Source organism: Jannaschia sp. 2305UL9-9 (assembly GCF_041403465.1).
Classification (GTDB): domain Bacteria; phylum Pseudomonadota; class Alphaproteobacteria; order Rhodobacterales; family Rhodobacteraceae; genus Jannaschia.
This window is the reverse complement of the sequence record NZ_JBGEHM010000002.1, coordinates 570,374-596,873: the sequence shown is the minus strand read 5'-3', so window position 1 is coordinate 596,873 and position 26,500 is coordinate 570,374. Positions and strand designations below refer to the sequence as shown.

Here is a 26,500-nt window from a genome sequence, read left to right as displayed (position 1 = left end):
CGGACGCGCCAGACATCAAAAAGCGGTGGTGCCGTTCGCCGTGACGACGGCCAGGGTCGCGTTGTCGGTCAGTTCGACCGCTTCATCCTCATTGAGATGCATCAGTTCCGACAGACGCTTGCGCCCGCGGTTCGCCCGGCTCTTGATCGTGCCGACGGCAACGCCGCAGGTTTCGGCCGCCTCTTCATAGGAAAACCCGGAGGCCCCCACGAGGATCAGCGTCTCGCGCTGTTCATCGGGCAGTTGCTGAAACGCCTTCCAGAAATCGTCCATCTGGAGGCGCCCGTCATGGGCAGGTTTTTCGGCCATGCTCTCGGTCATGATGCCGTCGACGTCCGCAACCTCACGCTTCACCTTGCGGCGACTGGAGTAATAGGTGTTGCGAAGGATGGTGAACAACCATGCGCGCAGGTTCGTCCCGACCGCGAATTTGTCGATGTTCGTCCATGCCTTGACGATGGTGTCCTGCACCATGTCGTCCGCGGTCGCGCCATTGCGCGTGAGGCTGAGTGCGAAGGCACGCAGGGCTGGCAGATGATCGACCAGTTCGTCCCGCGGATCGCGATGCGCCTTTTTGACGGTCAAGCTTCACCACCCGACTTTTCGGACCCGTCCGACCCATCCTGCGCGCGCAGTTGATTCAGAAGGGACGTGAACCGATCAGGCAAAGCCTCATCTTCCTTTTCGCGAAACACGCGGCGCAGGTTTTCGTCGATTTCCTGCGTCGTTCGCTTGTTTGGTGTCAGGCCTGTCATGCGATATATATCGTCCTCGGAGCACGAATTAATTCAGCTTTGCTGGAACCGAACGCAAAACCCTGCGTTAGGTTCCCAGGAAATGTGCCTTTGCAGGAAAAAAATGACAATGACCATCGACACGACGGACAGGGACCTCTCCTCTCTTATCGCGAGCAACCTTCCCTACGTCCGCAGGTACGCTCGCGCGCTGACCGGCACACAGGACAGCGGAGATCGCTATGCAGTGGCGACACTGGAAACGATCCTTGCGGATCGTAGCGCTCTCGACCCGACCCTGTCGATAAAGACCGCGCTTTTCAAGGTTTTGCATTCGATCTGGCAAGCCAGCAAAGTCGGATCCGATCCGAATGACGACTTCATGGTCGAAGCCGCGCTCAAGCATCTGTCGCGCCTGACCGACAGCACGCGTGAAGCCCTTCTTCTACATACGATCGAAGAATTCACCTACGAGGAAATCGGTGCAATCATGCAGATCGACGCCAGCGAAGCTGAGCAGCTGGTCTCCATCGCGCATGCCGAGATGGCCGACAGCGTGTCCGGACGCATCCTCATCATCGAAGATGAACCCGTCATCGCCATGGATCTCGAGAATCTCGTCTCCGATCTCGGCCATCAGGTGACCGGGATCGCGCGCACTCGGGACGAGGCCGTCAATCTCGGCGGTCAGGACCGTCCGGACCTGATTCTTGCGGATATCCGCCTTGCCGACAGCTCCTCGGGGATCGATGCGGTGAATGACCTGTTGTCCCAGTTCGGCGAACTGCCGGTGATCTTCATCACCGCCTACCCCGAACGCCTGCTGACCGGTGACCGGCCGGAGCCTGCGTTCCTGATCGCGAAACCCTACAAGGAAGATCAGGTCCGCTCGGCAGTCAGCCAGGCGATGTTCTTCGCCACGACCGCGACACTGCACAGCTGACACACAGGGCTGCCCCTTCGCGGGGCGGCCTTACACCCGGTACGCGGCGAGATGCGTTAGAACCGACTCGTTGGTGAAAGGCGTCTGCAAGAGCCTGTCCGTATCCATCTTGACCGGGTCCCGTGGCAGGGACTGTCCGATCCAGATCACATCAGTCCCGCCAGCACGCAAACGGTCGAACGCCTGCTGATCCGCGGTTTCGGCGGCCTTGATGTCGATCAGGGCGCAGACCAGCCGAGCGATGTCATGGTCCGCAAGGCTGTGATCCTCCAGACACTGGACATACTGGACCTCAGCGTTCGGGACAGCCCCCTCGATGATCTCCCGCAGGTCAGCGGCCGTGAAATCATCGGTATCCGTTATGATGAACAAGGGTGGCATCAGGCACGTCCCAAAGCAAAAATTCTTGACCCCATATGAAACCTTCCGGGTTGGGTGGCATTAAACTATGACATAGGAAGAGAGGTAGTAAACATATGGCGACCGCTTGCGCACACTGCCCTCTCCACCGCAGCTCCCTGTTTCTGGATCATAGTCCCGACGACACGCGTTTCATGCAGCAGTTCAAGGTCGGTGAAATGACAATCGATCCGGGCACGACATTGCTGATGGAGGGATCGAACAGCCCGCAACTCTTTACCGCGCTGCGTGGCATGGGTTTGCGTTACAAGACACTCGCCGACGGCAGGCGCCAGGTCCTGAACCTCGTGTTCCCCGGCGATTTCATCGGGCTGCAAGCGGGCCTGATGGGCGAAATGGGCCATTCGGTTCAGGCGACAAGCGCCATGACCCTTTGCGTTTTCGACCGCGCCGGGTTCTGGAGCTTCTTTCGCTCCCACCCTGAACGGGCCTTCGACCTGACATGGCTTGCCGCCGTCGAGGAACACTTTATGGGCGAGGCGCTGACCTCGATGGGTCAGCGAACGGCGCTCGGCGCGCTGGCCTGGGCATTCGTCAGGATCATGCAGCGCGGTGAATCCATCGGGCTTGCCAAGGACGGCATCATGCCTCTGGCCTATCGCCAGCAGGACATGGCCGATGCCTTGGGATTGTCCCTCGTCCATACGAACAAGACACTTGCCCGCCTGCGATCCCGGCAATTGGCCAATTGGCACGACGGGATCCTGTCGGTGCCGAACCTCGAAAAGCTTGCCGATGTGGCGGGGATGGAACTTGAAAGCCTGCCCAAACGCCCGCTGATGTAGTGCGAGCTTACCCCTTCTTGTCGAGGTCGACGAACGTATCCGCCGCCTCTGCACCGCGTTCGCCCAAAGGCAGGTCCGGCCCCACGGTCGAATCCGGTTTGGTATGCCGTTCCAGTTCGGCGTTCAGCGCTGCGCCGAGAAGCAGCAGGAAGCCCGAGATGAACAGCCACATCATCAGGGCGATCACGGCACCGATGGATCCGTAGACCTCGTTGTAGTTTCCGAATTCCGACAGGTAGATCGAAAACCCGACGGAGGCGATGGCCCACAGGCCGACCGCCATGATCGCGCCGGGCGTCACCCATGCAATGCGCGCATTACGTCGGTTGGGACCGTAGCGATAGACGATGCTGGCCCCCGCCATCAGGACGGCAATCGCAAGCGTCCACCGCACGATGTCGAGGGCCAGACCGGCAAGCTTGCCCAGCGGCACGAACGACATGATGACCGGCGCGATGACGATCGCCCCGATGGCGACAAGGGCGACCAGTATCAGCGAGATGGTCAGCATGTAGGCATAGTAGTACTGCGCAAGCCCGGCGCGGCTCCGCTCTCCGTAGACGGCATTCATGCCTTGCATAAGGGCCGCGACACCGGCGCGGGTCGACCACAGGGCAAGGGCCACCGACAGCCCCGTGGCCCATCCCAATGTCCCCTGATCGGCCAGCGCAAGCGCCGTGATCTGATCGCCCACGATGGTATAGGCCTCGGTCGGCATGATCGCGCGGAAATTGTCCATCTGCGGCAACAGCGAACCGGGGTCGCCGATCAGGCCCCACAGGGCGATGATCGCCGCAATGGCCGGAAAGAGGGCCAGCATTCCGTAAAACGCGATGCCCGCCGCGATCAGGGGCAGGCGCTTGTCCCCGATATCAAGCCACAGTCGGTTGGCGATAGACCACCAAACTCGCCATTTGGGCATATGCATCAACTTCATGGTGCCTCATCCCGGTGACATCCGTCGCAGGTCACAGCTTGCCTAGTCCCCGTGTTCGACTTCGTCCATTACCTGCGCCCAGGCCATCATGGCAAAGACGGCCGTACCGCCGATGATGTTGCCGATCAGCACCGGCAAAAAGAACCCGAACACGGCCTGACCCGGCGCAATCAGACCCTGCACCGCAAGATAGGCCATCTCGACCGAGCCGGCCACCACATGGGTGAAGTCACCGGCCGCGATCAGCCACGCAAAGGTCAGGATGACCCAGAAAGCCGATGCTTCGGCCTGCGGCAGCATCCAGACGATCGCGGCGACAAGAATGCCTGCCGGAATTGCGCGGAAGAAGCTCTCGCTCGCCGGCATGCCCGTTGCATGCTGTGACAGGGCGATCAGCGCGGGCTCCAGCTCGGCGGGCAAGGCGGGCGTATAGACATAGAGCGTGGCCACACTGAAGGCGCCGATCATGTTGGCGCTCAGGACGATTGCCCAAAGACGGGCGACACATCCGAAGTTCCGCCTCGACGGGCGCGCCATCAGGGGCAGGACGGTCGTGATCGTATTTTCGGTGAACAGCTGCATCCGGCCAAGGATCACCATGATGAAGCCCAGCGAATAGCCCAGATTCTCGACAAGGAACCGCCATTCGGCATCTGGCAGATAGGTGCGGAACACCCCCTCTCCCAGAACGGAAAAGCTGATGAGCACGCCAGCCGCGATACCGGACCAGAACAGCGACCGCTTGGGGCGTTCGAGTTCCTCTTCGCCGTCGCGGCGGATGACCTCGTAGATCATCTTGGGGGCAAGCTTGCCCGCCTCTTCGATGGATTGTTCGGCGATCTCGGCGTGATACTCGTCAGCGCGGTCCTTCGTCATTCGGCTTTCTCTCCAGAGGCACTAGCGGTCTCAACGCTCGGCGGTGTCTCCGGGTTCCCGAAATCCATCTCGATCAGGCGGGCACCCAGGCCATCGCCTCGACCTCGACCAGGAATTCTGGCCGGGTAAAGCCACCGACGATCATGAGGGTGGAGGCCGGCTTGACGACAACATCCGTCAGCCACTCGTCGCGCACGGCCATGTAGGCGGCGAAATCATCCCGTTTCGTGACATAGGCGTTCAGTCGCAGAATGCAGGACCGCGTGGCGCCCGCCTCCTGCAGGATCGCATCGATCGTCGCGAGGCAGATCCGGGCCTGTTCGCCAATCCCGGCAGGGCACTGCCCGTCCGCGGCAACACCCAACTGGCCGGACGTTACAAGAAGCCGTCCGTCGGATCCGGCAAGAATACCATGGGAGTAGGCCCCGAAGGGAGCTGCGACATGGGCGGGCGACAGGGCGGTCTTGTGATCAATCATGGGGCACAAGGTGCGCGCGTCGACCCGCAAAGGTCCAGCGCCCCGCCCGGATCGACGCAGGGTTTGCGCTGAAGTCAGGCAGACTGCTGATTTTTTGACCAAATGCCCGGCGATCTTGCAAAGCCGCGCGATAGAACGAAGCCGCCATCTTTCAATTCATCGCCGGACGGAAAGGCTGGCCCCCGTGATGACGAACAGATGGATGGAGACGGGGATGATTCTCAGAAAAACGCTTCTCGCCACGACGCTGGCAGGTCTGCCCGGTGTCCTGTTGGCAGATGGCCACCTGACGCCAGTGGTCTTCGGAACCAATTGGCTCGCCCAAGCGGAACATGGCGGTTATTATCAATCGGTTGCCGATGGCACCTACGCGGAATGCGGTCTGGACGTCGAAATCATTTCGGGCGGTCCGCAGGTCAACAACCGGGCCCTGATGCTGGCGGGTCGCATTCAGTTCCACATGGGCGGGGACATGCTTCAGGCGTTCAACGCCGTGAACGAGGATATCCCGGTCGTCGCCGTCGCCGCCACGTTCCAAAAGCACCCCCAGGTCCTGGTCGCGCATCCGGACGTCGAGACATGGGAAGACCTGAAGGACAAGACCCTCCTGATCGGGGACAACGGCTTTACAAGCTACTACCAGTGGATGATCGCCGCCCATGGCTTCACCGTGGAACAGCGGCAGCCCTATACCTTCAACCCGGCGCCCTTCCTTGCGGACACCGGTCTTGCGATGCAGGGCTATCTGTCGTCGGAACCCTATGTCGTCGAAAAGGAAGGCGGCTTCAAACCGAACGTCTTCCTGATCGCGGACAACGGCTATTCCTCCTACGCGACGACGATCGAGACGATGCAGCAGACCATCGACGAAAGCCCCGAGGTGGTGGAATGCTTCGTCGATGGATCGGCCATCGGCTGGTACAACTTCCTCTATGGTGACAACGCCGCCGCGGATGAGCTGATCAAGGCCGCGAACCCCGACATGACGCAGGACAAGATCGATTTCGCACGCGAGATGATGATTTCGCAGGGGATCGTCGATTCCGGCGAGGCGCTGGAAAACGGTATCGGCGCCATGTCCGACGCCACCATCGAGGATTTCTTCGACAAGATGGTCGATGCGGGCGTCATCGATGCCGAAACCGATTGGCAGGCGTCCTACACGCTGGACTTCGTCAACAAGGGCGTCGGCATGGACCTCAAGCCCGAGTAACCGCCAGCCCTCAGAACATCGGCGGGGCCTATCCCGGCCCCGTCAAAGCCTACCGTCCGAGACCAGATGCCCAAAGTCGCCCCCTTCGACAGCCGCGCCGAACTGATGCGCGTCTCTTCCGTGGACAAGGTGTTCCCCGGAAACGTCCAGGCCCTGAAAGACATGTCGCTGGCCGTGCGCGAGGGGGATTTCATCTCCCTGCTCGGCCCATCCGGCTGCGGCAAGTCGACGGCCCTGCGCCTGATGGCCGATCTGTCGCGCCCGACATCCGGCAGCATCGAATGGGCGCAACCGCGCGGCAAGGGCGACCTTGGCGTCGTGTTCCAGGAACCGACCTTGATGCCCTGGACCACCGTGGCACAGAACGTGTTCCTTCCCTTCAGGCTCGAGGGGAAATCCTATGCCGAGGTGAAGGATGACATCCTCGATGTCCTGAAACTGGTCGGTCTCGACAAGTTTCAGAACGCCTACCCCCGTGAACTTTCGGGCGGCATGAAGATGCGCGTCGCCATCGCCCGCGCGATGGTCACCCAGCCAAAACTGATCCTGATGGATGAACCCTTTGCGGCCTTGGATGAAATCACCCGGTTCAAACTGAACAACGATCTGCTGGCCATGCAGGCCCGGATCGGCTGCACCGTGATCTTCGTTACCCATTCCGTCTTCGAGAGCGTGTTCCTGTCGGATCGGATCGTGGTCATGGCCGCCCGCCCCGGCCGCGTGATCGAAGAGGTGCGCGTCGATGCCCCCTATCCGCGCACCGAGGATTTCCGCACCTCGGCCGAATACGCCGCGCATTGCCGCGCCGCGTCCCGCGCCCTGGAAAAAGCCATGGAGGCCGCATGACCGCCGACATCAATGGCCCCGCCGGGCCCAGCGCGCCCCTGTCCCCGGTCGTCGATGCCGAGGAAGCGCGGCGCCTGCGGCGACAGAAGACCGAGCGCATCGCCCGCTGGGCCCTGCCCGTCGTGATGATGGCGCTGACCATCTGGCTTTGGGATCGGATCGTGGTCTGGAACGAGATTCCGCACTACATCCTGCCATCGCCTGCGCGTGTCTGGGCCTCGCTGACCGGGGACTGGGCGATGCTGGTCGAGGCGGCGCAACTGACCGGGCGCATCACCCTGCTGGCCCTGCTGGTTGCGGTGATCGGGGGGGCGGGTCTTGCGATCCTGTTCAACCAGTCCAAGATGGTCGAACTCAGCTTCTATCCCTATGCCGTGATCCTGCAGGTGACGCCGGTCGTCGCCATCGCGCCGCTGATCTTCATCTACGTCGAATCCAAGACCGTCGGGATGTTGCTCTGCGCCTGGATCGTGGCGTTCTTTCCGGTGCTGTCATCCACGACGCTCGGCCTGAACTCCGTCGATCACAACCTGCGCGACCTGTTCCGCATCTACGGCGCCTCGCGGTGGCAGCGGCTTTACATGCTGCAACTGCCGTCTGCCCTGCCGTACTTCCTCGGGGGTCTGAAAATCGCGGGCGGCCTGTCCCTGATCGGGGCCGTGGTTGCCGAACTGGTCGCGGGCACCGGCGGTGTCGGGGCCGGCCTTGCCTTTCGCATACAGGAGGCGGGATATCGCCTGAACATCGCGCGCATGTTCGCGGCGCTCGCCATGGTGGCGGCGATGGGCGTCTTCATCTTCGCGGCCTTGTCTCTGCTGTCTCACATGTTGCTGCGCAAGTGGCACGAATCCGCCCTCAAACGGGAGAATTGATGGACTTTCGCGCCCTGCCCAGCGGCTCTGTCACCCTATCCAACGTCACCGTTCCCGCGCATCTGCTGGGTCAGACGGGCGACCTGATCACCACCGACCTGCACATTTCGGACGGCAAACTGACCGGAACCCCCGGCACGATCGTCGACATGGCCCGCGCAATGGTCCTGCCGTGTTTCACGGACATGCACACGCATCTGGACAAGGGTCATATCTGGCCCCGCGCAGCCAACCCGGACGGCAGCTTCATGGGCGCCTTGAACACGGTCCGCGCCGACCACGCGAACTGGAACGCCGATGACCTCAGGGCGCGGATGACGTTCTCGCTCAAATGCGCCTATGCCCATGGGACGCGGGCAATCCGCACCCACCTCGACAGCATTCCGCCGCAACCCGACATCTCATGGCCCGTGTTCGATGAGATCCGTGCGGACTGGGCAGACCGGATCGACCTGCAGGCCGTCTGCCTGATCGGCTGCGACGGCTTTTCCGAGGATGGCGACTTTGCCCATACCGCCGACCTCGTGGCGCAATACGGCGGTGTGCTGGGCATGGTGACCTATCCGGTGCCCGACCTGAAGGATCGCCTGCTGGGGTTCTTCCGCATGGCGACCGCGCGCGGGCTGGCGGCGGATTTCCACGTGGACGAGACGATGGACGCGTCATCCGAAACCCTGCGTATGATTGCCGAGACGGTGATCGAGACCGGTTTCGACGCCCCCGTCACGGTTGGCCATTGCTGTTCGCTGTCCACGCAGGACGAGGCACGGGCGTTCGGCACGCTCGACCTTGTGGCGAAGGCGGGGATCAGCGTCGTGTCCCTGCCGATGTGCAACCTCTACCTGCAGGACCGCGGCCCCGGCACGCCGCGCCGTCGGGGTGTCACGCTGGTGCATGAGATGAAGGCGCGGGGCATTCCCGTCAGCTTCGCCTCCGACAACACGCGCGATCCGTTCTATGCCTACGGCGACCTCGACATGCTGGAGGTGATGCGACAGGCGACGCGCATCGCGCACCTCGACCACAGTCGGCCCGATTGGTGCGATGCCTTCGCCGCGACACCCGCCGCAACCTGCGGTTTCGCGGCGCAGGGCCTGCGCGCAGGCGACCCCGCCGACCTCGTGATCTTCAACGCGCGCGACTGGACGGAGCTTTACGCCCGCCCCCAGACCGACCGCATCGTTTTGCGCAAGGGGGCGGCCATCGACCGCCGCCTGCCCGATTATTCCGAACTCGACCACCTGATGAGGCCCTGATGCAACCGAACGTCGCCGCCGCCAAAGAGGCACTCTCCCACCTCGACATCGAGCAGTCGCAGGCCGCGATCCGCGCCAAGTCGCGCGATTTCTTCTGGTATTCGCCGGTTCTGAAGGCACGCCTCGACCACGTCGAGGCGGATTTCGTCGTCTCTCCGCGTAGCGAAGCCGAGGTGATCGAGGTTCTGCGCACCTGCTATGCCCATGATGTCCCCGTCACGACCCGTGGCGCGGGCACCGGAAACTATGGACAGGCGATGCCGCTGGCCGGCGGCTGCGTCATGCACCTGCACCACATGAACGCGGTGCAGGAGATCGCCCCCGGTCGCGTCGTGACCCAGCCGGGGATCCTGCTGAAGGATCTGGATGCCGCGACCAAGGCGCATTCCGGGCAGGAACTGCGGATGTTCAGCTCCACCTGGGCCACGGCAACCATCGGCGGCTTTATCGCGGGCGGGTCCGGCGGCGTCGGGTCCTGCACCTGGGGCAGCCTGCGCGATCTGGGCAACATCATCCGCCTGCGCGTCGTGACGATGGAGGAGGAGCCCCGCGTGCTGGAGTTCCGGGGCGAGGAACTGGCCCGTGTCAGCCACGCCTACGGCACGAACGGCATCATCACCGAGATCGAGGTTCCCCTCGCCCCTGCCTACGACTGGGTCGAGATGTTCCTGACCGCCAGGGATTTCATGCAGGCGGCGCGGTTTGCCGAAGGTCTTGCCAACCTGGACGGGGTGCTGATCAAGCTGGCCACCGTGTTCGAGGCGCCGATCGCCAAGGATTACTTTCAGCGCGTCGCCCCTCACGTGGAGGCCGAGGACAACGTCATCGGTCTGATGGTCGCGCCGCAGTCGATGGACGGATTCCTGACATTCCTGTCGCGCAATCCGGGTGTCGAGATGATCTATCGCAATGACGATCATGATTGGGCACGGGGCCCCGGCGCGGTGTTCGAATACGGCTGGAACCACACCACCCTGCGCGCCCTCAAGGTCGATCCGTCGATCACCTACCTGCAGGTCCGGTATGGGTTCCCCGAACATCTGCCCCTGATCGAGAAGATGCGCGATGCGCTGTCGCCCGAAGTGCTCCAACACCTCGAAGTGCTGCGCGAGAACGGCAAGGTGATGTTCGCGGGGCTGTCGCTGGTGAAGTTCACCACCGAGGAACGGCTCGATGAGATCGTGAAGATGCACGAGGACGCGGGCGCGATGATCTTCAACCCCCACCGCTATACCCTCGAGGAAGGCGGACGGCAGTCGGTCGATGATCGTCAGCTGTCCTTCAAGCGCGAGGCGGATCCGAAGGGCCTGCTGAACCCCGGCAAGATGATCGCCTGGGATGATCCGTCCTTCGGGTTCGACGAAATGTATGCCTATCCGAAGATGCAGGCGGCGGAATAGGTCAGCCAGCCGGAAGGGGGCCCTGCCTCCCCCCTCGCAAGCCCGCCCCCCAAGGTATTTTTGGCCAGAGTAAGGAAGACAGACGTGACACGTGCATTGGTGCTTGCGGCCCATCCCGTCCCCGACAGCTTCAACGCAGCCCTGCACCACAAGGTTGTCGAGACGTTGGAAAGCCGGGGGTGGGATGTCGACGATTGCGACCTTTATGCCGAAGGGTTCGACCCGGTCCTGAGCGAGGCGGAGCGGCGCAGCTATCACGAGGAGCCCGACAACATCGCGCCGGTGGCCGATTATGTCGCCCGTGTACGGGCCGCGGATGCCCTTGTGATGGTGTTTCCGGTCTGGAACTTCGGCTATCCGGCGATGCTGAAGGGATTTCTGGACCGCGTCTTCCTGCCCGGTGTCTCGTTTCGCCTTGAAGACGGGAAGGTAAAACCGAACCTGACCAAAATCACGCGACTGGCCGCCGTGACGACCTATGGGGGCACGCGGTTGCGGGCGATGCTGGTGGGTGACCCGCCGCGCAAATGCGTGACCCGCGCGGTCTGGCATGTCTGTCGTCCCCGAACGACGAAATATCTGGCCCTGTACGACATGAACCGGGCCACCGATGCCGATCGGGGGGCCTTCGTCGGCAGGGTCGGTCAGGAACTGAGGAATTGGTAATGCGCGCATTGATCGTATTCTGTCACCCCAAGGAAGACAGCTTCAACGCATCGATCCTGTCGCTGGTGACATCAAAGCTGGAGGCGGCGCAGGCGGAATACCGCGTCCGTGACCTGTATCGGTCGGGCTTCTCTCCGATCCTGACGTCACAGGAACTGACGGATTATCTGGACGAAACGAAGAACAGCGTCCGCGTCGCACAGGATGTGGCCGACCTGACGTGGGCCGATACCCTGATCTTCGTCTACCCGACGTGGTGGTATGGCCTACCCGCCATGCTCAAGGGGTGGTTGGACCGCGTGATGGTGCCGGGCGTCGCCTTCATCATGCCGCAGGAGGGCGAGACCATCCGCCCCGGCCTGACGCATATCACGCGCATGGGCGTCTTCACGACCTGCGGGGCGTCGCGCCTGTTGACCGCGATGATCGGAGCACCCGGCAAGCGCACGTTGACGCGCGGCGTGCGGGCCATCTGCGCCAAGCGGTGCCGCACCGTCTTCGCGGCACATTACCTGATGGACAGTTCAACCCCGGACAGCCGCGCGGCGCATCTGAAGCGTGTCGCGACAAAAATGGATAGGCTCTGCGCATGATTCCCGTTCTCGACTGGACCCGCCATCATTCCGACCCCGAAGGGTTCACAGCCGACCTTGGTGACGCAGTGCGGGACACCGGCTTTTTCCTGCTTTCGAACCCACAGGTTCCCTCTGACCTTCGGGACGGCGTCCTGCGACAGGCCGGGGCGCTGTTCGACCTGCCGGAGGCGGACAAGCAGGCGATTTCCATCCTCAACACGCCGCATTTCCGGGGGTGGGGCAAACCCGGTGACGAAAGCCTCGATGAGACCCAGCCCGAGGTCGACACCAAGCAGACCTTCAACATCGGCTTCGACATCGCCCCCGACGATCCGCGTCTGGGCGAGCCGTTTCGCGGCCTGAACCAATGGCCCGACCTGCCCGGATTCCGCGATACGATGCTGGCCTATTACGATGCGGCACAGGCGCAGGGGATCGCGATCCTGTCGCACCTTGCGCGTGATCTGGGGCTGGCGTCCGATCACTTCGCCCCGCTGTTTCAGGCCCCGCTGTCGGCGCTTCGGCTGCTGCATTATCCCCCGGCCACGGGTGCGCAGGGCGAGATCGGCGCCGGGGCGCATACCGACTATGGCGCAATCACGCTGTTGATGACGGACGGGGAGCCGGGCTTGCAGGTCCGCCCGAGGGGGGGCGACTGGATGGATGTGCCCCATGTTCCGGGGGCATATGTCGTCAACATCGGCGACTGCCTGATGCGCTGGACCAACGACATCTATGTTTCGACCCCGCACCGGGTATTGCCGCCCAAGCATCAGCGCCGGTCCGTCGCCTTCTTCGTCGAGGCGAACCCGGACGCGATGGTCGCCGCCCTGCCAGGGACGGGTGAGCCGAAATACCCGCCGATCCGGGCCGCCGACTATCTGCAATCGCGGCTGGACGCGACCTATGCCCCGAAGGAGCCGACATGAGCTATCGTGACTGGGCCGACCTGCGCGCGCCTGATTTCAACGACGTGGATCCCATGAAGACGGTCGCCGTCCTGCCGACGGCGGCCATCGAACAGCACGGGCCGCATCTACCCACGGGGACCGATACGCTGATCGCGCGCGGGATGCTGGACGCGGTGCGCGCGGCCTGTCCGGGTGATCTGGACCTGCGCGTTCTGCCCATTCAGGCGGTCGGAAAATCCAATGAACACCTGTGGGCCGCCGGCACCCTGACCCTGACCGCCGAAACCGCCCTGCGCGCCTGGACCGAGATCGGCCTGTCGGTGGCGCGGGCGGGCATTCGCAAGCTGATCATCGTCAACAGCCACGGCGGAAACCTCGACCTCGTGTCGATCCTGTCACGCGAACTGCGGGTGCAGGCCGACATGCTGGCGGTGAAATGCCAATGGATGAGCTTTGGCGCACCCGAAGCGATGTTCAGCCCGCAGGAGGCGAATTTCGGCATCCACGGCGGCGACAGGGAAACCTCGCTGATGCTGGCCTTCCGGCCCGATACCGTCGACATGGCCGCAGCACAGGATTTCCGCAGCACCGCCGAGGCGGCGACCATCCCGCCGATCGGGCCGACATCCTATGGGTGGATCGCCTCTGACCTGTCGGAGCACGGCGTGGTCGGGGAAGCGCATCTGGCGACGGCCGACAAGGGCGCACGACTGGCGGCGCATCAGGCCGCTGGTTTCATCGACCTCGCACGCGCCGTCGTGGCCCAGCCACTGTTCGCACAACCCTGACGGGCGGGATCAGGCGCGGCGCTGAACCTGTGCCAACAGGGCATCGACGATCGCCTCCGGCGTCTGGTCGATATCCACACGCCGGGAATCTTCGTCCGGGCCGGGCGGCTCCAACGTGGCGAGTTGCGAGTCCAGCAAGCCGGGCGGCATGAAATGCCCGGTGCGCGCGCCCATCCGCGCGGCCAGCACATCATAGCTGCCATCAAGGAACAGGAACGTCACCGGCACGCCCGCCGCCCCGGTGATCCGCTGCCGGTACGACCGTTTGAGCGCACTACAGGCGACGACCTGCGCCGCGCCACTGGCCAGACGTCGTCCGACCCGGTCCAGCCAAGGCCCCCGATCCCGATCCGTCAGAGGGGTGCCCGCGGCCATCTTGGCGATATTCTCGTCGGAATGCAGGCTGTCGCCATCCAGCCACGCCACGCCCAGGCGCTCGGCGAACATCTCGGCGATGGTGCTCTTGCCACAGCCGGACACCCCCATGACGACGAAGCCACGATTCATAGGGAGGCCGTGATCCCGCCGTCCACGTAGACGACCGTTCCGTTCACGAAGCTGGACGCCTCGGAGGACAGGAAGATGCAGGTGCCGACCAATTCCTCGACGTTGCCCCAGCGGCCCGCCGGCGTGCGGTTCGACAGCCACTCCGTGAACTTCGGATCCTCGACCAGCGCCTTGTTCAGCGGGGTGTCGAAATAGCCCGGGGCCAGACCGTTGCATTGCAGGCCATGCTTGGCCCAATCGGTTGCCATCCCCTTGGTCAGGTTCGCCACGGCCCCCTTGGTTGCGGTGTAGGGGGCGATGCCGGGGCGGGCCAATGCAGTCTGGACCGAACAGATGTTCACGATCTTGCCGGCGCCGCGTCCGATCATGTGCCGGGCAACCGCCTGCCCGACGTGAAACACGCTGGCGACATTGGTCTGCAACAAGCGTTCGAAGGCATCGGCGGGAAAATCTTCCAACGGGGTGCGGTGCTGCATCCCGGCGTTGTTGACCAGGATGTCGATCGCGCCCTTTTCCGCCTCGAAGGTATCGACGGCGCTGCGCACGGCGTCGTGGTCCGTGGCATCGAAGGCCAGTGTTTCGACCGCCGCCCCCTCGGCGCGCAGGGTCTCGGCGGCTGCGTCCAGCTTGGTCGCGTCGCGCCCGTTCAGGACAACCGAAGCCCCCGCTGCCGCAAGACCGCGTGCCAACGCAAAGCCGATGCCTTGCGACGATCCGGTGATCAGGGCGCGTTTGCCGGTCAGGTCGAACAGTTGAAGGCTCATCGTGTTTCCTTGAATATCGCCTCGACTTCGCCGGGGCCCCTGCATAAAGTTATCGCTAACATTTCCAGCCTGTGCAAGACGCCAACCCGAGGCAAGAAGATGACCACTGCAAACACCGCCATCGTCATTCACGCCGCCCGAGACCTGAGACTGGAGGATCGCCCGGTCGAGACCCCCGGCCCCGGTCAGGTCGCCATCGCGATGGAGGCGGGCGGAATCTGCGGCTCGGATCTGCACTACTACCAGCACGGCGGCATCGGGACGGCCATTCGCGTCAGGGAACCACTGGTTCTGGGCCACGAGGTTTCCGGTCGCATCACGGCCCTCGGCGACGGGGTCGAGGGCCTGACCGAGGGACAGTTGGTCGCCGTCTCGCCGTCCCGACCGTGCCGGGCCTGCAAGTTCTGTCTGTCCGGGCAGCCGAACCAGTGCCTCAACATGCGCTTCTACGGCTCCGCCATGCCTTTCCCGCATATTCAGGGCGCCTTCCGTCAGCACCTCGTCGCGGATGCCAGTCAATGCGCGGACGCCACGGGCCTGACCGCGGGCGAGGCCGCGATGGCGGAACCGCTTGCGGTTTGCCTGCACGGGATGCGGCAGGCGGGCGATCTGGTCGGCAAGTCCGTGCTCGTCACCGGGTGCGGTCCCATTGGCACGCTCTCGATCCTTGCGGCGCGGCGGGCCGGGGCCGATCTGGTGGTTGCGACCGACCTGAGCGATTTCACCCTTGGCCTTGCCCGGCAGGTCGGGGCCGATGCCACGGTCAACATGCGCAGCGGCGATCTGGAGGCCTATACCGCCGACAAGGGCACCTTCGACGTGCTGTTCGAATGTTCCGGTGCGGCCCCGGCCCTTGCCGCCGCCGTGCCCGCGATGAAGCCGGGCGGCCGGATCGTGCAACTGGGCATGGGCGGTGACATGACCCTGCCGACACAGATGATGACCGCCAAGGAACTGTCGCATGTCGGGTCGTTCCGCTTCCATCCGGAGTTCCGGACAGGCGTCAGCCTGATGCAGAAGGGGCTGATCGACGTGAAGCCCCTGATCACCCAGACCTATCCACTGGCCGATGCCCTGACCGCCTTCGAGGCGGCAGGGGACCGCAGTCGTGCGATGAAGGCGCAGATCAACTTTACCGCCTGACACAGGAGCCGCGCCCATGTCCTTCTTCGAAAGTCACGATCCTGTCTTCGACCGCTTCGTTCTGGGCAACGCGCCGGTCAAGCAACTGGCCACGGGTTTCGACTGGGTCGAGGGGCCGGTCTGGTTCGGCGATCATGATTGCCTGCTGTTCAGCGACATTCCCAGCCACCGCATCCTGCGCTGGTCCGAACGCGACGGCATCAGCGTGTTTCGACAGCAATCGAATTATGCCAACGGCCACACGCGCGACCGGCAGGGGCGGTTGATCAGCTGCGAACACGGGCTTCGCCGTGTCACGCGGACCGAACATGACGGGACCATCACCGTCATTGCGGATGCATACGGGGGGCGACGCCTGAACTCGCCCAACGACGTCGTGGTGAAGTCGGACGGCACGATCTGGTTCAGCGACCCGCACTACGGGATCATGACCGACTACGAAGGATTCCGGGCGCCATCCGAAAACCCCCTCGTGGTCTACCGTGCCGATCCGGATACCGGCGCGCTGGATGTCATGGTCGACGACATGAATGCGCCCAACGGCCTCGCATTCTCGCCGGACGAGACACGGCTCTACGTCGCGGACACCGGGCGGATGTTCCTGAACGATCCGACGCATATCCGGGTGTACGACATCTCGGACGACGGCAGGTGTCGAAACGGTCGACACTTTCATACGATCGACAACGGCATGGCCGACGGCTTTCGGGTCGATACCGATGGCAACCTATGGTCCTCAGCCGCCGATGGGGTGCATTGCATCGCGCCGGATGGCCGCCTGCTGGGCAAGATCCTCGTGCCGGAACTGGTGTCGAACGTCTGCTTTGGCGGGCGCGCAAAACATCAGCTGTTCATCACGGCCACGACCAGCCTTTATCGCGTCACGCTGGTCCGCAACGGGGCCCAATGGCCCTGATATCATGATGATCGGCTGAAGGGTGCGAATGGCGAGCCGTGGAGGACTCGAACCCCCGACCTGAGAATTAGAAGTTCCCTGCTCTAATCCAGCTGAGCTAACGGCCCGTCGCGCCCTCATGCCTGCCTGCGGGCGATCCCGTCAAGATGGCAGGTACCGTGGCGGGACCTTCAGTGGGTCCAGGCGCCGCGCCGGTTGGTCGCAAAGTTGTCGCCGTAGCCGCCGGGCCGGACATTGGCCTTGCGCGACTGGGCACGCAGAACGACCACGTCGATACCGTGATCGCGGGCGTATTCCTCCGCGTCGGCCTGGCTCTCGAAGCGCAGCTTTACCTGCGCCTGCGTGTCACGCGATCCCGTCCACCCGGTCAGGGGGTCGATCTCGCGGGCGGTGTCCTGAATGAACTCCAAAACCCAATCACGGGTTTTTGCCGTCCCCGAGGACATGGCAGTCTTGGCTGGCTTGTAGATACGCGCGCGCATGGGGGCCTCGGACGTCGGAACAACTGTTGCGTCTTTATCGGTCTCGCACCGCGTCGCGCAAGGGGTCTGGTGTCGCATCCCGGTGCGTGGCCGCGCGATCCCTGCTGACATCGACGGGTTGATCCGGCGCGCGCAAGGGTCACATGTAGGGTTGCCGACGATCCGAGGTGCACCATGGCCCACAACAATACCAATCAGCCCAAGGGCGATGTTCTGACGCTGCCGCCACGCAATGTCGACGACCTGCCCATGATGCAGCGTGCCCCCGCCGCCCGCCCCAAGATGGAAGGCGGCATCAGGTTCCGCATGGCAACCGAATTCGAACCGGCTGGCGATCAGCCCACCGCGATCATGGAACTGTCGCAAGGTGTGCGCGACGGGGAACGCGATCAGGTCCTGCTGGGCGCGACCGGCACCGGCAAGACCTTTACCATGGCCAAGATCATCGAAGAGACGCAGCGCCCCGCGATTATCCTTGCTCCCAACAAGACGCTGGCAGCGCAGTTGTATGGCGAGTTCAAGGGCTTCTTCCCCGACAACGCCGTCGAATACTTCGTCAGCTACTACGACTATTATCAGCCCGAGGCCTACGTTCCGCGATCCGACACCTTCATCGAGAAGGAGTCGCAGATCAACGAACAGATCGACCGGATGCGCCACTCGGCCACCCGCGCCCTGCTGGAGCGCGACGACGTGATCATCGTCGCCTCCGTCTCCTGCATCTACGGCATCGGGTCGGTCGAAACATACGGCGCGATGACCCAGGACCTGTTCGTCGGGCAGGAATACGATCAGCGCAAGGTCATGGCCGACCTCATCGCCCAGCAGTACCGCCGCAACGATGCGGCCTTCGCGCGCGGGTCGTTCCGGGTGCGCGGCGACAGCCTGGAGATCTGGCCCGCCCACCTGGACGATGCGGCATGGCGCCTGTCCTTCTTCGGTGAGGAGTTGGAGAGCATCGTGCAGTTCGACCCCCTCACCGGGGCCAAAGTGGCCGACATGGACAAGATCCGCGTCTATGCCAACAGCCACTACGTCACGCCCCGCCCGACGATGCAGAGCGCGATCAAGAACATCAAGGCGGAGCTCGAGGTGCGCCTCAAGCAGCTGGTCGATGACGGCAAGCTGCTGGAAGCTCAGCGTCTGGAACAGCGCACCAAGTTCGATATCGAGATGCTGGAGGCCACGGGCGTCTGCAACGGGATCGAGAACTACTCCCGCTATCTGACGGGGCGCGCGCCGGGCGAACCGCCCCCCACCCTGTTCGAATACATCCCCGACAATGCCATCGTCTTCGCGGACGAAAGCCACGTGTCGGTCCCGCAGATCGGCGGCATGTACAAGGGCGACTTCCGTCGCAAGATGACGCTGGCCGAACACGGGTTCCGCCTGCCGTCCTGCATGGACAACCGCCCGCTGAAATTCGAGGAATGGGACGCCATGCGACCCCAGTCCGTCTTCGTCAGCGCCACGCCCGCCGCGTGGGAGCTGGAGCAGACCGGCGGTGTGTTTACCGAACAGGTGATCCGCCCGACCGGCCTTCTGGACCCCGAGATCGAAATCCGCCCGGTTGGGATGCAGGTCGATGATTTGCTGGACGAGATCCGCAAGGTGAACGCCCGGGGCATGCGCACGCTGTGCACCACCCTGACCAAGCGGATGGCCGAGGACCTGACCGAATATCTGCACGAGCAGGGTATCAAGGTCCGCTACATGCACTCGGACATCGACACGATCGAGCGGATCGAGATCCTGCGCGACCTGCGTCTGGGGGCCTTCGACGTGCTGATCGGGATCAACCTGCTGCGCGAGGGGCTCGATATTCCCGAATGCGGGCTGGTCGCCATTCTGGATGCCGACAAGGAAGGGTTCCTGCGCTCGGAGACATCGCTGGTGCAGACCATCGGCCGGGCGGCGCGGAACGCCGATGGCCGCGTCATCATGTATGCCGACCGCATCACGGGGTCGATGGAACGCGCCATGGGCGAGACGGAGCGGCGCCGTCAGAAGCAGATCGCCTACAACGAGGAACACGGGATCACCCCGGCGACGGTCAAGAAGAACGTCGAGGATATCCTTGCCGGGCTCTACAAGGGCGACGTGGACATGAACCGCGTCACCGCCAAGATCGACAAGCCGATGGCGGGTGCGAACCTGATGGCCCACCTCGATGCCCTGCGCGATCAGATGCGCAAGGCCGCCGAGAACCTGGAGTTCGAGGAAGCCGCGCGCCTTCGCGACGAGGTCAAACGTCTGGAGGCGGTGGACCTTGCGGTGTCGGACGATCCGCTTGCGCGGCAGTCTGCGGTGGAACAGGCCGTCGAAGACGCCCGCAAGGCGGAAGGCCGCTCCACCGCCGGTCGACCGGGGCAACGGGGCGGCAACGTATCGCGTCGCAAGAAACGCTAGATCCGCCGCAGGGGCGCGCGGCGGGTGTCCGGGCGATACACCATATCGCCCGGTTCCGGGGCCTCAGCCGCGACTGCTGAGCGCCCGCACCGCGATGACGACGACGACCGCGCCGACAAGGCCGGTCACTGCGACAAGAAGAACCCCGCCGGCGGCAAGGATTCCGACCCCGAGGGCCGCGAGGATGAACGGTGTGGCCATCGCCGCGGCGGCCCCCACGATCGCATAAAGCGCCTTGCTGTGCCCCGTCACGGCACCCGCAAGAAGGCCGACCGCCAAACCGACGACCGCCAGTATCACGAGCGCGACAACGCCGAGCCCTTCGAAAAAACCTTCCATCATATTCTCCTGCATTTGAGGTGCCTGACTTTGCCCTGCCCTGCAGGCCAACAAAGTTATCCTTAACTATCGGTTAACTCTTGGGCTTGCCTGATGGGTCCATGCGATTCCTTCTGGCCCTGCTTCTTTTCACACATCCCGCCATTGCCGGGCCATGGGTCCGCCCCTCGGATGAGACCTATGTCTTCGTGGGACATGAGGAAGGCCTCTCTGGCTGGACATCCGTCTACGCGGAACGTGGGGGGCCGCGGAACCTGACCTTCGGCCTTGATACGGGCGGGCACGTGGCCGCGGGAATGATGGGGATGGTGGATCCCCCGCTGGACGGGCGCATACGCACCTTCGTACGGATCCCAGTCCTCTCCGGTGATGACCAGAGGGCGAAACGGCCCGACTGGGTATCGCCATGGTTGGTGGCGGTCGAGGTCGGGATCGGTCTGGACCGCGAAGGCACCGGCGAAACCGCCGTCAGATACACCGCCGGCCTGACCGTCGGGCGCCCCCTGTCAACGGCGCTCGGCGATGGCTGGACCACCTTCGACCTGCGCGGCACCGCCGGTGGCGGCAAGATCCGCAGGTTGAATGCCCAGTATGTTGTCGGGGTCAAACCGACGGACCGCCTGACGCTGGAGCTTGGCCTGTTCGCGGAGCAGGAAACCGACATCAGCTATGCCGTGGCGCCCACGGTCCAGATCGGGCTGGGCGACCTCGGCGCAGCCCGCTTCGGGGTGTCCCTGAAGGATGGGGGCAACACGATCCTTCGGGTCGGATGGGCGCGAATCTTCTGATCCTTGCAACCTTTACGATTGGCCTCCGGTACAGGCCGGTGGCCGTGGGTGCATGCACGCGCATCGTGCAGGCGGACCTGTTGCGCAGCCGCCTTTCGGTTCACGAAAGCATGGAGCGCAGGGCAAGATAGGCGGCGGCTGTCGCGGCGTTGGCAAGGTTCAGGGACCGGATGTGCGGGGATCGCATCGGCAGACGGATCAGATGATCCGGATAGGCATCCAGAATCGGGGCCGGAAGACCCGTCGTTTCCCGCCCGAAAACCAGATGCACGTCACCCGGAAAGGTCACGTCATAGGCGCTGCGGCTTCCGAAATCCTCCAGCAGGAACAGGGCATCGGCACGCGGGGCCCGGCGCACCAAGAAGTCGTCCCAGCTGTCGAACTCGAAAAGGCTGACATGTTTCCAGTAGTCCAGGCCAGCGCGGCGCACCGTCCGGTCGCTCAACTCGAACCCGTAGGGCCGGATCAGGCACAGGTCGATGTCGAGCGCGACGCAGGTCCGCCCGATGCTGCCGGTGTTGCCCGGTATCTCGGGCTGGAACAACACGATGGCCGGGCGCTGAACTGTGCCCGCGTCGAGCGTCGGTGAGGTGCTGCTCACGTATGCACGCGTTCCCAACGCTCGATCAGGTCGAACTGCAGGCTACGCGCACGACGGCCCCATGCGATCCCGCCCTCCGGGCGTTCCCGCTGGGCCAGTGTCAGGCGGTTGCGACGGTCGACATCGGCGCAGAAGGTCGCGAAGGCCAGCTCCCGACCGCCCCGGGCCTGAAAATACCCGACAAGGGCCGACACGAAATTCAGGGTGCCGGTCTTGGCCTGAACCGGAATACGAACATCGCCCTCGATCGTCAGCTCTCGCATCACGGGGCGCAGCCGGGGGGCCGCGCCGCGCGCCGTCAGGGCCGTGACCATATCGGCGGCGGTGATGCGCGTCGTGCCGTTCAGGCCGGAATGATCGTCGAAATCCGGTTTGCGCGCACCCGTCCGTTCCTGCAGCCACGCGGACATCGCATCTGCCGAGGCGTTGAGCGTGCGCACCGATTGCCCACGGGCCTGACTGGCCGACAGGCCCAGAACCTCGGCCGTCAGGTTGGTCGAAAACCGCAGCATGTTGCGCGCGATCCGGTCGAGCGGCGCACTCTGCACACGCGCGACCTCGGTTCCCGAAGGCACGCTGCCGACGTGACGGGCGGCATCGACGACGATCCCGTTCGACCGCAACATCGTCCGCATCACATCACCCGCATACAGCGCCGGGTTGCGCACTGGCAGCCAACGCGACCCGCTGCCCCCCAGTTGGCCCCGCGCGACCGTCCAGGCATCCACATCCCCATCGCGGGCGTAGGTATAGACCGGCAGGGACCGGTCCGCGATCTGCATCCGGGACGACGTGACCGCGGGGCGAAACCGGTCCGTGCGGGCATCCATGTCGATCCCGTAAGACGATCCGGCGCGCTGCCATTGAAAGTGGACGCGGTTGAAGTTCAGGTTCAGACCGCCGACAGCCGGATTGTAGCCGACGTATTCCGGCTGGCTTCGGTCGATCCGTTCGAATACCGGCAATGCCCCGTCAGCAACGAGGAACCGCCCGGACACGGAGGTGATGCCGGCCGCGCGTGCGGCCACGGCAAGGTCATGCAGGCCGTCGGTGTCGAGCGCAGGATCCCCACCACCGACCAGCACGAGATCACCATTGACCCGCCCGCCCGACACGGGCCCGGTCGCGATCAGGCGCGTGACGAACCGATGATCCGCACCGAGCGTTTCCAATGCGTAGAGCGCCGTCAGCGCCTTGGCCGAGGACGCGGGCGGCAGGGGGCGGATGGGATTGTATGTCTCCAACACCTCGCCTGTCCGCGCATCGGCGACCACGAAGCCGACGCGCCCGCCAAGGCCCGCTTCCTCGACCAGCCGATTGGCCGCAGGGGCCGAGCGCGCCAGCGCATCCGCAGGTTTGTAGGCCGGACGGGAGGAATTGGCCGGAGCATTGGCACAGGCCGGCAGGGCCGTTGCCGCCGCAAGGCTGGCCGTCAGGAAAGTGCGCCGTTGCATCGTGGTAAAACCTCCGTCGGAATAGGCACTTGATGCCCCCCCGACGTCGGAAAGTGAACCCTGCTCTGGGCGTGATCGCGCGGGGGTGATACCGGCAGGCATGGATCGCACGCTTCTCACCTCCGTCGGCCTGATGTTCGTGGCCATGTCCCTGATCCCGATGGGCGATACGGCCGGCAAGCTTCTGACGACGCAGCACGGCGTGACCCCCTTCTTCGTCGCCTTCAGCCGCTTTGCCGTCGGGGCCGTCATGATCCTTGTCGTGGTCGGTGGCCGGGTGCACTGGCCGCTGTATCGCGACTGGCGCGTCTGGCTGCGTGCCGCAATGGTATCGGGCGGCATCGCCTGCATGCTGACGGCCCTGCGCACCGCCGACATCGCGACGGTGTTCGGCGCCTTTTTCGTGGGCCCGATCTTCAGTTACGCCCTGTCGATCCTGCTGCTGGGGGAACGAGTCACATGGTTGCAGACCGTGCTTCTGCTGATCGGGTTCTGCGGCGTCCTTCTGGTGGTGCAACCGGGGGCGGACATGGACCCGGGCCTGATCTGGGCCTTCATGGGCGGGTTGTTCTATGGCGCCTACCTCACCGCATCCCGCTGGCTGTCGGCTCTGGCACCGCCTCGCCAGCTGATGCTGACGCAGACGGCGCTGGGCACGCTGATCCTTGCGCCCCTCGGCGCCCTGCAGGTTCCGGTGTTCGATGCGACGGTCTGGGGCCTCGTCATCTTTTCGGGCCTGTCATCGGCGACGGGGAACCTGCTGCTGGTGCTGGCCTATCGGCGCAGCGATGCAACCGTACTGGCCCCATTCGTCTACTTTCAGCTGTTGTCGGCCACGGTCCTCGGCTGGACGATCTTCGGCACCTTTCCGGATGCCGTCGCCTTGTGTGGCCTCGCCATCCTGATCACGGCAGGCGTGGGAACCGTCCTTCTGAAACGCTAGGACCAGCCGCCGCCCGCGCGGATCGCCGTGCTGGAGGCCGTGTGCATCGGCACGTTGACGAAGGCCCATGCCGGGGCCTCGATCCATCCCAGGCGATGCGCCGCGGCGGCCGGCACCCTGTGCTGACGGTAGGTTTTCGCGGCACGGGACGTGCGGGCGGCAATGCGGTCGCCGGGACGGGCCAGAACACCGACCGGGACGGCACCCATGATGCTTTGCCAATCTTCCCAGCGGTGCAACTGCGCAAGGTTGTCGGCCCCCATCAGCCAGACGAACCGCACCCCCGGATAGTGGCGTTGCAACCGCGCGATCGTCTGGGCGGTGTAGCGGGTGCCGAGGCGCGCCTCGATGTCGGTGACGGTGACGCGCGGGTGCCGCATGACCTCGCGCGCCCGGTCCAGTCGCCGTCCGATCGGGGCCGGCCCGCGTGCCTTCAGCGGATTGCCGGGGCTGACCAGCCACCACACCCGATCCAGCCCGAAACGGCGCAGCGCCTCGCGCGTGATATGAACGTGACCCGCATGGGCAGGATCGAAGGAACCGCCCAGAAGGCCGATGGTCTGGCCGGGAACGGCAAGGGGAAAGCCGGTACGCATGGCGCGCACCCTTCCGCGCCCTGCCCCGGACGCGCAAGCCCCGATCTGACCGCTGCCGATTGCCCCGGCGCGCCTGCCGCGATACACGAAGCGCCAAATCCCCAAACCACGAGCGGAGTCCGAGCGATGGCCAGCTATCAGTACGTCTATCACATGGACGGCGTGTCCAAACAGTATCCCGGCGGCAAGAAGGTGTTCGAGAACATCCGCCTGTCCTTCCTGCCGGGCGTCAAGATCGGCGTCGTCGGCGTCAACGGCACGGGTAAATCCTCGCTCATGCGGATCATGGCCGGCATCGACAAGGATTTCCAGGGAGAGGCCTGGGCCGCAGAAGGCGCCAAGATCGGCTATCTCAGCCAGGAACCCGAACTCGACGACAGCAAGACCGTGCGCGAGAACGTCATGGAAGGCGTGGCCGAGAAGAAGGCGATCCTCGACCGCTACAATGAACTTGCCATGAACTACTCGGACGAGACCGCCGAGGAGATGGCCAAGCTTCAGGACGAGATCGACGCCCAGAACCTGTGGGATCTGGACAGCCAGGTCGACATCGCCCTCGAGGCGCTGCGCTGCCCCCCCGATGACGCCTCCCCCGCGAACCTTTCGGGGGGTGAGCGTCGCCGCGTCGCGCTGTGCAAGTTGCTGCTCGAAGCGCCGGACATGCTGCTGCTCGACGAGCCGACCAACCACCTCGATGCGGAAACCATCGCCTGGCTGCAAAAGCACCTGATCGACTACAAGGGCACGATCCTGATCGTCACCCACGATCGCTATTTCCTCGATGATATCACGTCCTGGATTCTGGAGCTGGAGCGTGGGCGCGGCATCCCGTGGGAAGGCAATTATTCCTCGTGGATCGAGCAGAAGGCCAAGCGGCTGGAGCAGGAAGCCAAGGAAGACAAGTCGCGCAAGAAGACGCTGGAGCGGGAACTGGAATGGATGCGGTCCGGGGCCAAGGCCCGTCAGACCAAGTCCAAGGCCCGGATCGCGGCCTATCACGAAATGGCGGACCGGTCGGAGAAGGAACTGGTCGGCAAGGCGCAGATCATCATCCCAAACGGCCCCCGTCTGGGCGCCAAGGTGATCGAGGTCGAGGGCCTGTCCAAGGCCTACGGCGACCGCCTGCTGGTCGACAACCTGTCGTTCTCCCTGCCGCCGGGCGGGATCGTCGGCGTGATCGGGCCGAACGGCGCGGGCAAATCCACCCTGTTCCGCATGCTGACCGGGCAGGAACAGCCCGATTCCGGCACGGTGGAATACGGTGATACGGTCAAGCTGTCCTACGTCGACCAGACACGCGATGACCTGAACCCCGACGACAACGTCTGGCAGGCGATTTCGGGCGGGGCCGAGTTGATCAAGCTGGGCGATGCAGAAGTGGCCAGCCGCGCCTATTGCGGGGCTTTCAACTTCAAGGGCGCTGACCAGCAGAAGAAGGTCGGCATCCTGTCGGGCGGTGAGCGTAACCGTGTCCACATGGCCCGCCTTTTGAAAGACGGCGGCAACGTTCTTCTGCTCGACGAGCCGACCAACGACCTCGACGTCGAAACCCTGCGCGCGCTCGAGGATGCCATTGCCGATTTTGCCGGTTGCGCCGTCGTCATCAGCCACGACCGTTTCTTCCTCGACCGTCTGTGCACACACATCCTTGCGTTCGAAGGCGACAGCCACGTGGAATGGTTCGAGGGCAACTTCGAGGCCTACGAAGCAGACAAGGCCCGCCGTCTTGGCGCAGATGCGCTTGAGCCGAAGCGCGTGAAATACAAGAAGTTCACACGTTAGGAACGGACGTGCTGCGCGGATCCCGGATCCGACCCGCGCAGCACCCTTCCGGTCGGGCTGACGTCAGGGGCTCAGG

At 64.1% G+C, this 26,500-nt stretch carries 30 protein-coding genes and 1 tRNA gene; 17 read left to right on the top strand and 14 right to left on the bottom strand.

Annotation, left to right across the window (positions count from 1 at the left end; all coding sequences use genetic code 11):
• Positions 1 to 15: 15 nt before the first annotated feature.
• Together V6N07_RS10765 and V6N07_RS10760 are read right to left on the bottom strand one after the other, a co-directional pair.
• Complete coding sequence (locus V6N07_RS10765; RefSeq protein ID WP_371156289.1) at positions 16 to 585, bottom strand: RNA polymerase sigma factor; 570 nt, start codon at positions 583 to 585, stop codon at positions 16 to 18.
• A complete protein-coding gene (locus tag V6N07_RS10760; protein ID WP_371156287.1) occupies positions 582 to 755 on the bottom strand; it encodes a NepR family anti-sigma factor in 174 nt (57 codons plus the stop codon). Before V6N07_RS10760 ends, V6N07_RS10765 begins: the two co-directional genes overlap by 4 nt.
• A 109-nt stretch (positions 756 to 864) precedes the next feature.
• On the opposite strand from V6N07_RS10760, the gene V6N07_RS10755 reads away from it, so the two are divergent.
• Entirely contained in the window at positions 865 to 1,677 is an 813-nt protein-coding gene (locus V6N07_RS10755; protein WP_371156808.1) for a response regulator, read from the top strand.
• Positions 1,678 to 1,707: 30 nt separating this feature from the next.
• Here V6N07_RS10755 and V6N07_RS10750 read toward each other — a convergent pair whose 3' ends face one another.
• The gene (locus V6N07_RS10750) at positions 1,708 to 2,058 is read right to left on the bottom strand and encodes a hypothetical protein (protein ID WP_371156286.1); all 351 of its coding nucleotides are present in this window, start codon (positions 2,056 to 2,058) and stop codon (positions 1,708 to 1,710) included.
• A gap of 95 nt (positions 2,059 to 2,153) precedes the next feature.
• Between V6N07_RS10750 and V6N07_RS10745 the strand changes: the two genes are divergently transcribed.
• Positions 2,154 to 2,882, top strand: coding sequence for a Crp/Fnr family transcriptional regulator (locus tag V6N07_RS10745; protein ID WP_371156285.1), 729 nt, complete (start codon positions 2,154 to 2,156; stop codon positions 2,880 to 2,882).
• Positions 2,883 to 2,889: 7 nt separating this feature from the next.
• Here the strand turns inward: V6N07_RS10745 and V6N07_RS10740 are convergent, their stop codons facing one another.
• The 3 genes from V6N07_RS10740 to V6N07_RS10730 form a co-directional block, all read right to left on the bottom strand.
• Complete coding sequence (locus V6N07_RS10740; protein WP_371156284.1) at positions 2,890 to 3,819, bottom strand: YihY/virulence factor BrkB family protein; 930 nt, start codon at positions 3,817 to 3,819, stop codon at positions 2,890 to 2,892.
• A gap of 42 nt (positions 3,820 to 3,861) precedes the next feature.
• On the bottom strand, positions 3,862 to 4,695 hold the full coding sequence (locus tag V6N07_RS10735) for a formate/nitrite transporter family protein (RefSeq protein WP_371156283.1): 834 nt from the start codon (positions 4,693 to 4,695) through the stop codon (positions 3,862 to 3,864).
• A 73-nt stretch (positions 4,696 to 4,768) separates the two neighbouring features.
• Complete coding sequence (locus V6N07_RS10730; RefSeq protein WP_371156282.1) at positions 4,769 to 5,173, bottom strand: RidA family protein; 405 nt, start codon at positions 5,171 to 5,173, stop codon at positions 4,769 to 4,771.
• Between the two features lie 214 nt (positions 5,174 to 5,387).
• Between V6N07_RS10730 and V6N07_RS10725 the strand changes: the two genes are divergently transcribed.
• The 9 genes from V6N07_RS10725 (at position 5,388) to V6N07_RS10685 (ending at position 13,700) form a co-directional block, all read left to right on the top strand.
• Entirely contained in the window at positions 5,388 to 6,386 is a 999-nt protein-coding gene (locus V6N07_RS10725; protein ID WP_371156280.1) for an ABC transporter substrate-binding protein, read from the top strand.
• A 66-nt stretch (positions 6,387 to 6,452) separates the two neighbouring features.
• A complete protein-coding gene (locus tag V6N07_RS10720; protein ID WP_371156278.1) occupies positions 6,453 to 7,232 on the top strand; it encodes an ABC transporter ATP-binding protein in 780 nt (259 codons plus the stop codon).
• Entirely contained in the window at positions 7,229 to 8,104 is an 876-nt protein-coding gene (locus V6N07_RS10715) for an ABC transporter permease (RefSeq protein WP_371156276.1), read from the top strand. Before V6N07_RS10720 ends, V6N07_RS10715 begins: the two co-directional genes overlap by 4 nt.
• Positions 8,104 to 9,360: a cytosine deaminase gene (locus tag V6N07_RS10710; RefSeq protein ID WP_371156274.1), complete on the top strand. Its 1,257-nt coding sequence runs from the start codon at positions 8,104 to 8,106 to the stop codon at positions 9,358 to 9,360. The genes V6N07_RS10715 and V6N07_RS10710 overlap by 1 nt, the downstream gene beginning before the upstream one ends.
• Complete coding sequence (locus V6N07_RS10705; protein ID WP_371156272.1) at positions 9,360 to 10,760, top strand: FAD-binding oxidoreductase; 1,401 nt, start codon at positions 9,360 to 9,362, stop codon at positions 10,758 to 10,760. The genes V6N07_RS10710 and V6N07_RS10705 overlap by 1 nt, the downstream gene beginning before the upstream one ends.
• Positions 10,761 to 10,844: 84 nt before the next feature.
• Entirely contained in the window at positions 10,845 to 11,426 is a 582-nt protein-coding gene (locus V6N07_RS10700) for an NAD(P)H-dependent oxidoreductase (RefSeq protein ID WP_371156270.1), read from the top strand.
• Positions 11,426 to 12,019, top strand: a complete 594-nt coding sequence (locus V6N07_RS10695) for an NAD(P)H-dependent oxidoreductase (RefSeq protein WP_371156268.1) — start codon at positions 11,426 to 11,428, stop codon at positions 12,017 to 12,019. The genes V6N07_RS10700 and V6N07_RS10695 overlap by 1 nt, the downstream gene beginning before the upstream one ends.
• Positions 12,016 to 12,930: an isopenicillin N synthase family dioxygenase gene (locus tag V6N07_RS10690; RefSeq protein WP_371156266.1), complete on the top strand. Its 915-nt coding sequence runs from the start codon at positions 12,016 to 12,018 to the stop codon at positions 12,928 to 12,930. Before V6N07_RS10695 ends, V6N07_RS10690 begins: the two co-directional genes overlap by 4 nt.
• The gene (locus V6N07_RS10685; RefSeq protein ID WP_371156264.1) at positions 12,927 to 13,700 is read left to right on the top strand and encodes a creatininase family protein; all 774 of its coding nucleotides are present in this window, start codon (positions 12,927 to 12,929) and stop codon (positions 13,698 to 13,700) included. The genes V6N07_RS10690 and V6N07_RS10685 overlap by 4 nt, the downstream gene beginning before the upstream one ends.
• 9 nt (positions 13,701 to 13,709) lie before the next feature.
• Here V6N07_RS10685 and V6N07_RS10680 read toward each other — a convergent pair whose 3' ends face one another.
• Positions 13,710 to 14,207, bottom strand: coding sequence for a gluconokinase (locus tag V6N07_RS10680; protein ID WP_371156262.1), 498 nt, complete (start codon positions 14,205 to 14,207; stop codon positions 13,710 to 13,712).
• Entirely contained in the window at positions 14,204 to 14,971 is a 768-nt protein-coding gene (locus V6N07_RS10675) for an SDR family oxidoreductase (RefSeq protein ID WP_371156261.1), read from the bottom strand. The genes V6N07_RS10680 and V6N07_RS10675 overlap by 4 nt, the downstream gene beginning before the upstream one ends.
• Positions 14,972 to 15,070: 99 nt before the next feature.
• Between V6N07_RS10675 and V6N07_RS10670 the strand changes: the two genes are divergently transcribed.
• Together V6N07_RS10670 and V6N07_RS10665 are read left to right on the top strand one after the other, a co-directional pair.
• The gene (locus V6N07_RS10670; protein WP_371156259.1) at positions 15,071 to 16,114 is read left to right on the top strand and encodes an L-idonate 5-dehydrogenase; all 1,044 of its coding nucleotides are present in this window, start codon (positions 15,071 to 15,073) and stop codon (positions 16,112 to 16,114) included.
• A gap of 16 nt (positions 16,115 to 16,130) precedes the next feature.
• Positions 16,131 to 17,030: an SMP-30/gluconolactonase/LRE family protein gene (locus V6N07_RS10665; protein WP_371156258.1), complete on the top strand. Its 900-nt coding sequence runs from the start codon at positions 16,131 to 16,133 to the stop codon at positions 17,028 to 17,030.
• Between the two features lie 29 nt (positions 17,031 to 17,059).
• Here the strand turns inward: V6N07_RS10665 and V6N07_RS10660 are convergent.
• Positions 17,060 to 17,137: transfer RNA gene (locus tag V6N07_RS10660), tRNA-Arg, on the bottom strand.
• A 63-nt stretch (positions 17,138 to 17,200) separates the two neighbouring features.
• Complete coding sequence (locus V6N07_RS10655; protein WP_371156257.1) at positions 17,201 to 17,512, bottom strand: ETC complex I subunit; 312 nt, start codon at positions 17,510 to 17,512, stop codon at positions 17,201 to 17,203.
• Positions 17,513 to 17,761: 249 nt separating this feature from the next.
• Between V6N07_RS10655 and uvrB the strand changes: the two genes are divergently transcribed.
• On the top strand, positions 17,762 to 19,921 hold the full coding sequence (uvrB, locus tag V6N07_RS10650) for an excinuclease ABC subunit UvrB (RefSeq protein WP_371156807.1): 2,160 nt from the start codon (positions 17,762 to 17,764) through the stop codon (positions 19,919 to 19,921).
• A gap of 63 nt (positions 19,922 to 19,984) precedes the next feature.
• On the opposite strand, the gene V6N07_RS10645 is transcribed toward uvrB, so the two are convergent.
• A complete protein-coding gene (locus tag V6N07_RS10645) occupies positions 19,985 to 20,260 on the bottom strand; it encodes a GlsB/YeaQ/YmgE family stress response membrane protein (RefSeq protein WP_371156255.1) in 276 nt (91 codons plus the stop codon).
• Positions 20,261 to 20,361: 101 nt separating this feature from the next.
• On the opposite strand from V6N07_RS10645, the gene V6N07_RS10640 reads away from it, so the two are divergent.
• Complete coding sequence (locus V6N07_RS10640) at positions 20,362 to 21,048, top strand: hypothetical protein (protein ID WP_371156253.1); 687 nt, start codon at positions 20,362 to 20,364, stop codon at positions 21,046 to 21,048.
• Positions 21,049 to 21,148: 100 nt separating this feature from the next.
• Here the strand turns inward: V6N07_RS10640 and V6N07_RS10635 are convergent, their stop codons facing one another.
• Both V6N07_RS10635 and dacB read right to left on the bottom strand, forming a co-directional pair.
• Positions 21,149 to 21,649: a tRNA (cytidine(34)-2'-O)-methyltransferase gene (locus V6N07_RS10635; protein WP_371156251.1), complete on the bottom strand. Its 501-nt coding sequence runs from the start codon at positions 21,647 to 21,649 to the stop codon at positions 21,149 to 21,151.
• Entirely contained in the window at positions 21,646 to 23,103 is a 1,458-nt protein-coding gene (gene dacB, locus V6N07_RS10630; protein ID WP_371156249.1) for a D-alanyl-D-alanine carboxypeptidase/D-alanyl-D-alanine-endopeptidase, read from the bottom strand. The genes V6N07_RS10635 and dacB overlap by 4 nt, the downstream gene beginning before the upstream one ends.
• 100 nt (positions 23,104 to 23,203) lie before the next feature.
• On the opposite strand from dacB, the gene V6N07_RS10625 reads away from it, so the two are divergent.
• Positions 23,204 to 24,046 (top strand): DMT family transporter, encoded by an 843-nt coding sequence (locus V6N07_RS10625; protein WP_371156248.1) that lies wholly within the window; start codon positions 23,204 to 23,206, stop codon positions 24,044 to 24,046.
• On the opposite strand, the gene V6N07_RS10620 is transcribed toward V6N07_RS10625, so the two are convergent.
• Complete coding sequence (locus tag V6N07_RS10620) at positions 24,043 to 24,642, bottom strand: nicotinate-nucleotide adenylyltransferase (protein ID WP_371156247.1); 600 nt, start codon at positions 24,640 to 24,642, stop codon at positions 24,043 to 24,045. The genes V6N07_RS10625 and V6N07_RS10620 overlap by 4 nt on opposite strands.
• Positions 24,643 to 24,768: 126 nt before the next feature.
• Between V6N07_RS10620 and ettA the strand changes: the two genes are divergently transcribed.
• Positions 24,769 to 26,424: an energy-dependent translational throttle protein EttA gene (gene ettA, locus V6N07_RS10615; protein WP_371156246.1), complete on the top strand. Its 1,656-nt coding sequence runs from the start codon at positions 24,769 to 24,771 to the stop codon at positions 26,422 to 26,424.
• The last annotated feature ends 76 nt before the right edge of the window (positions 26,425 to 26,500 follow it).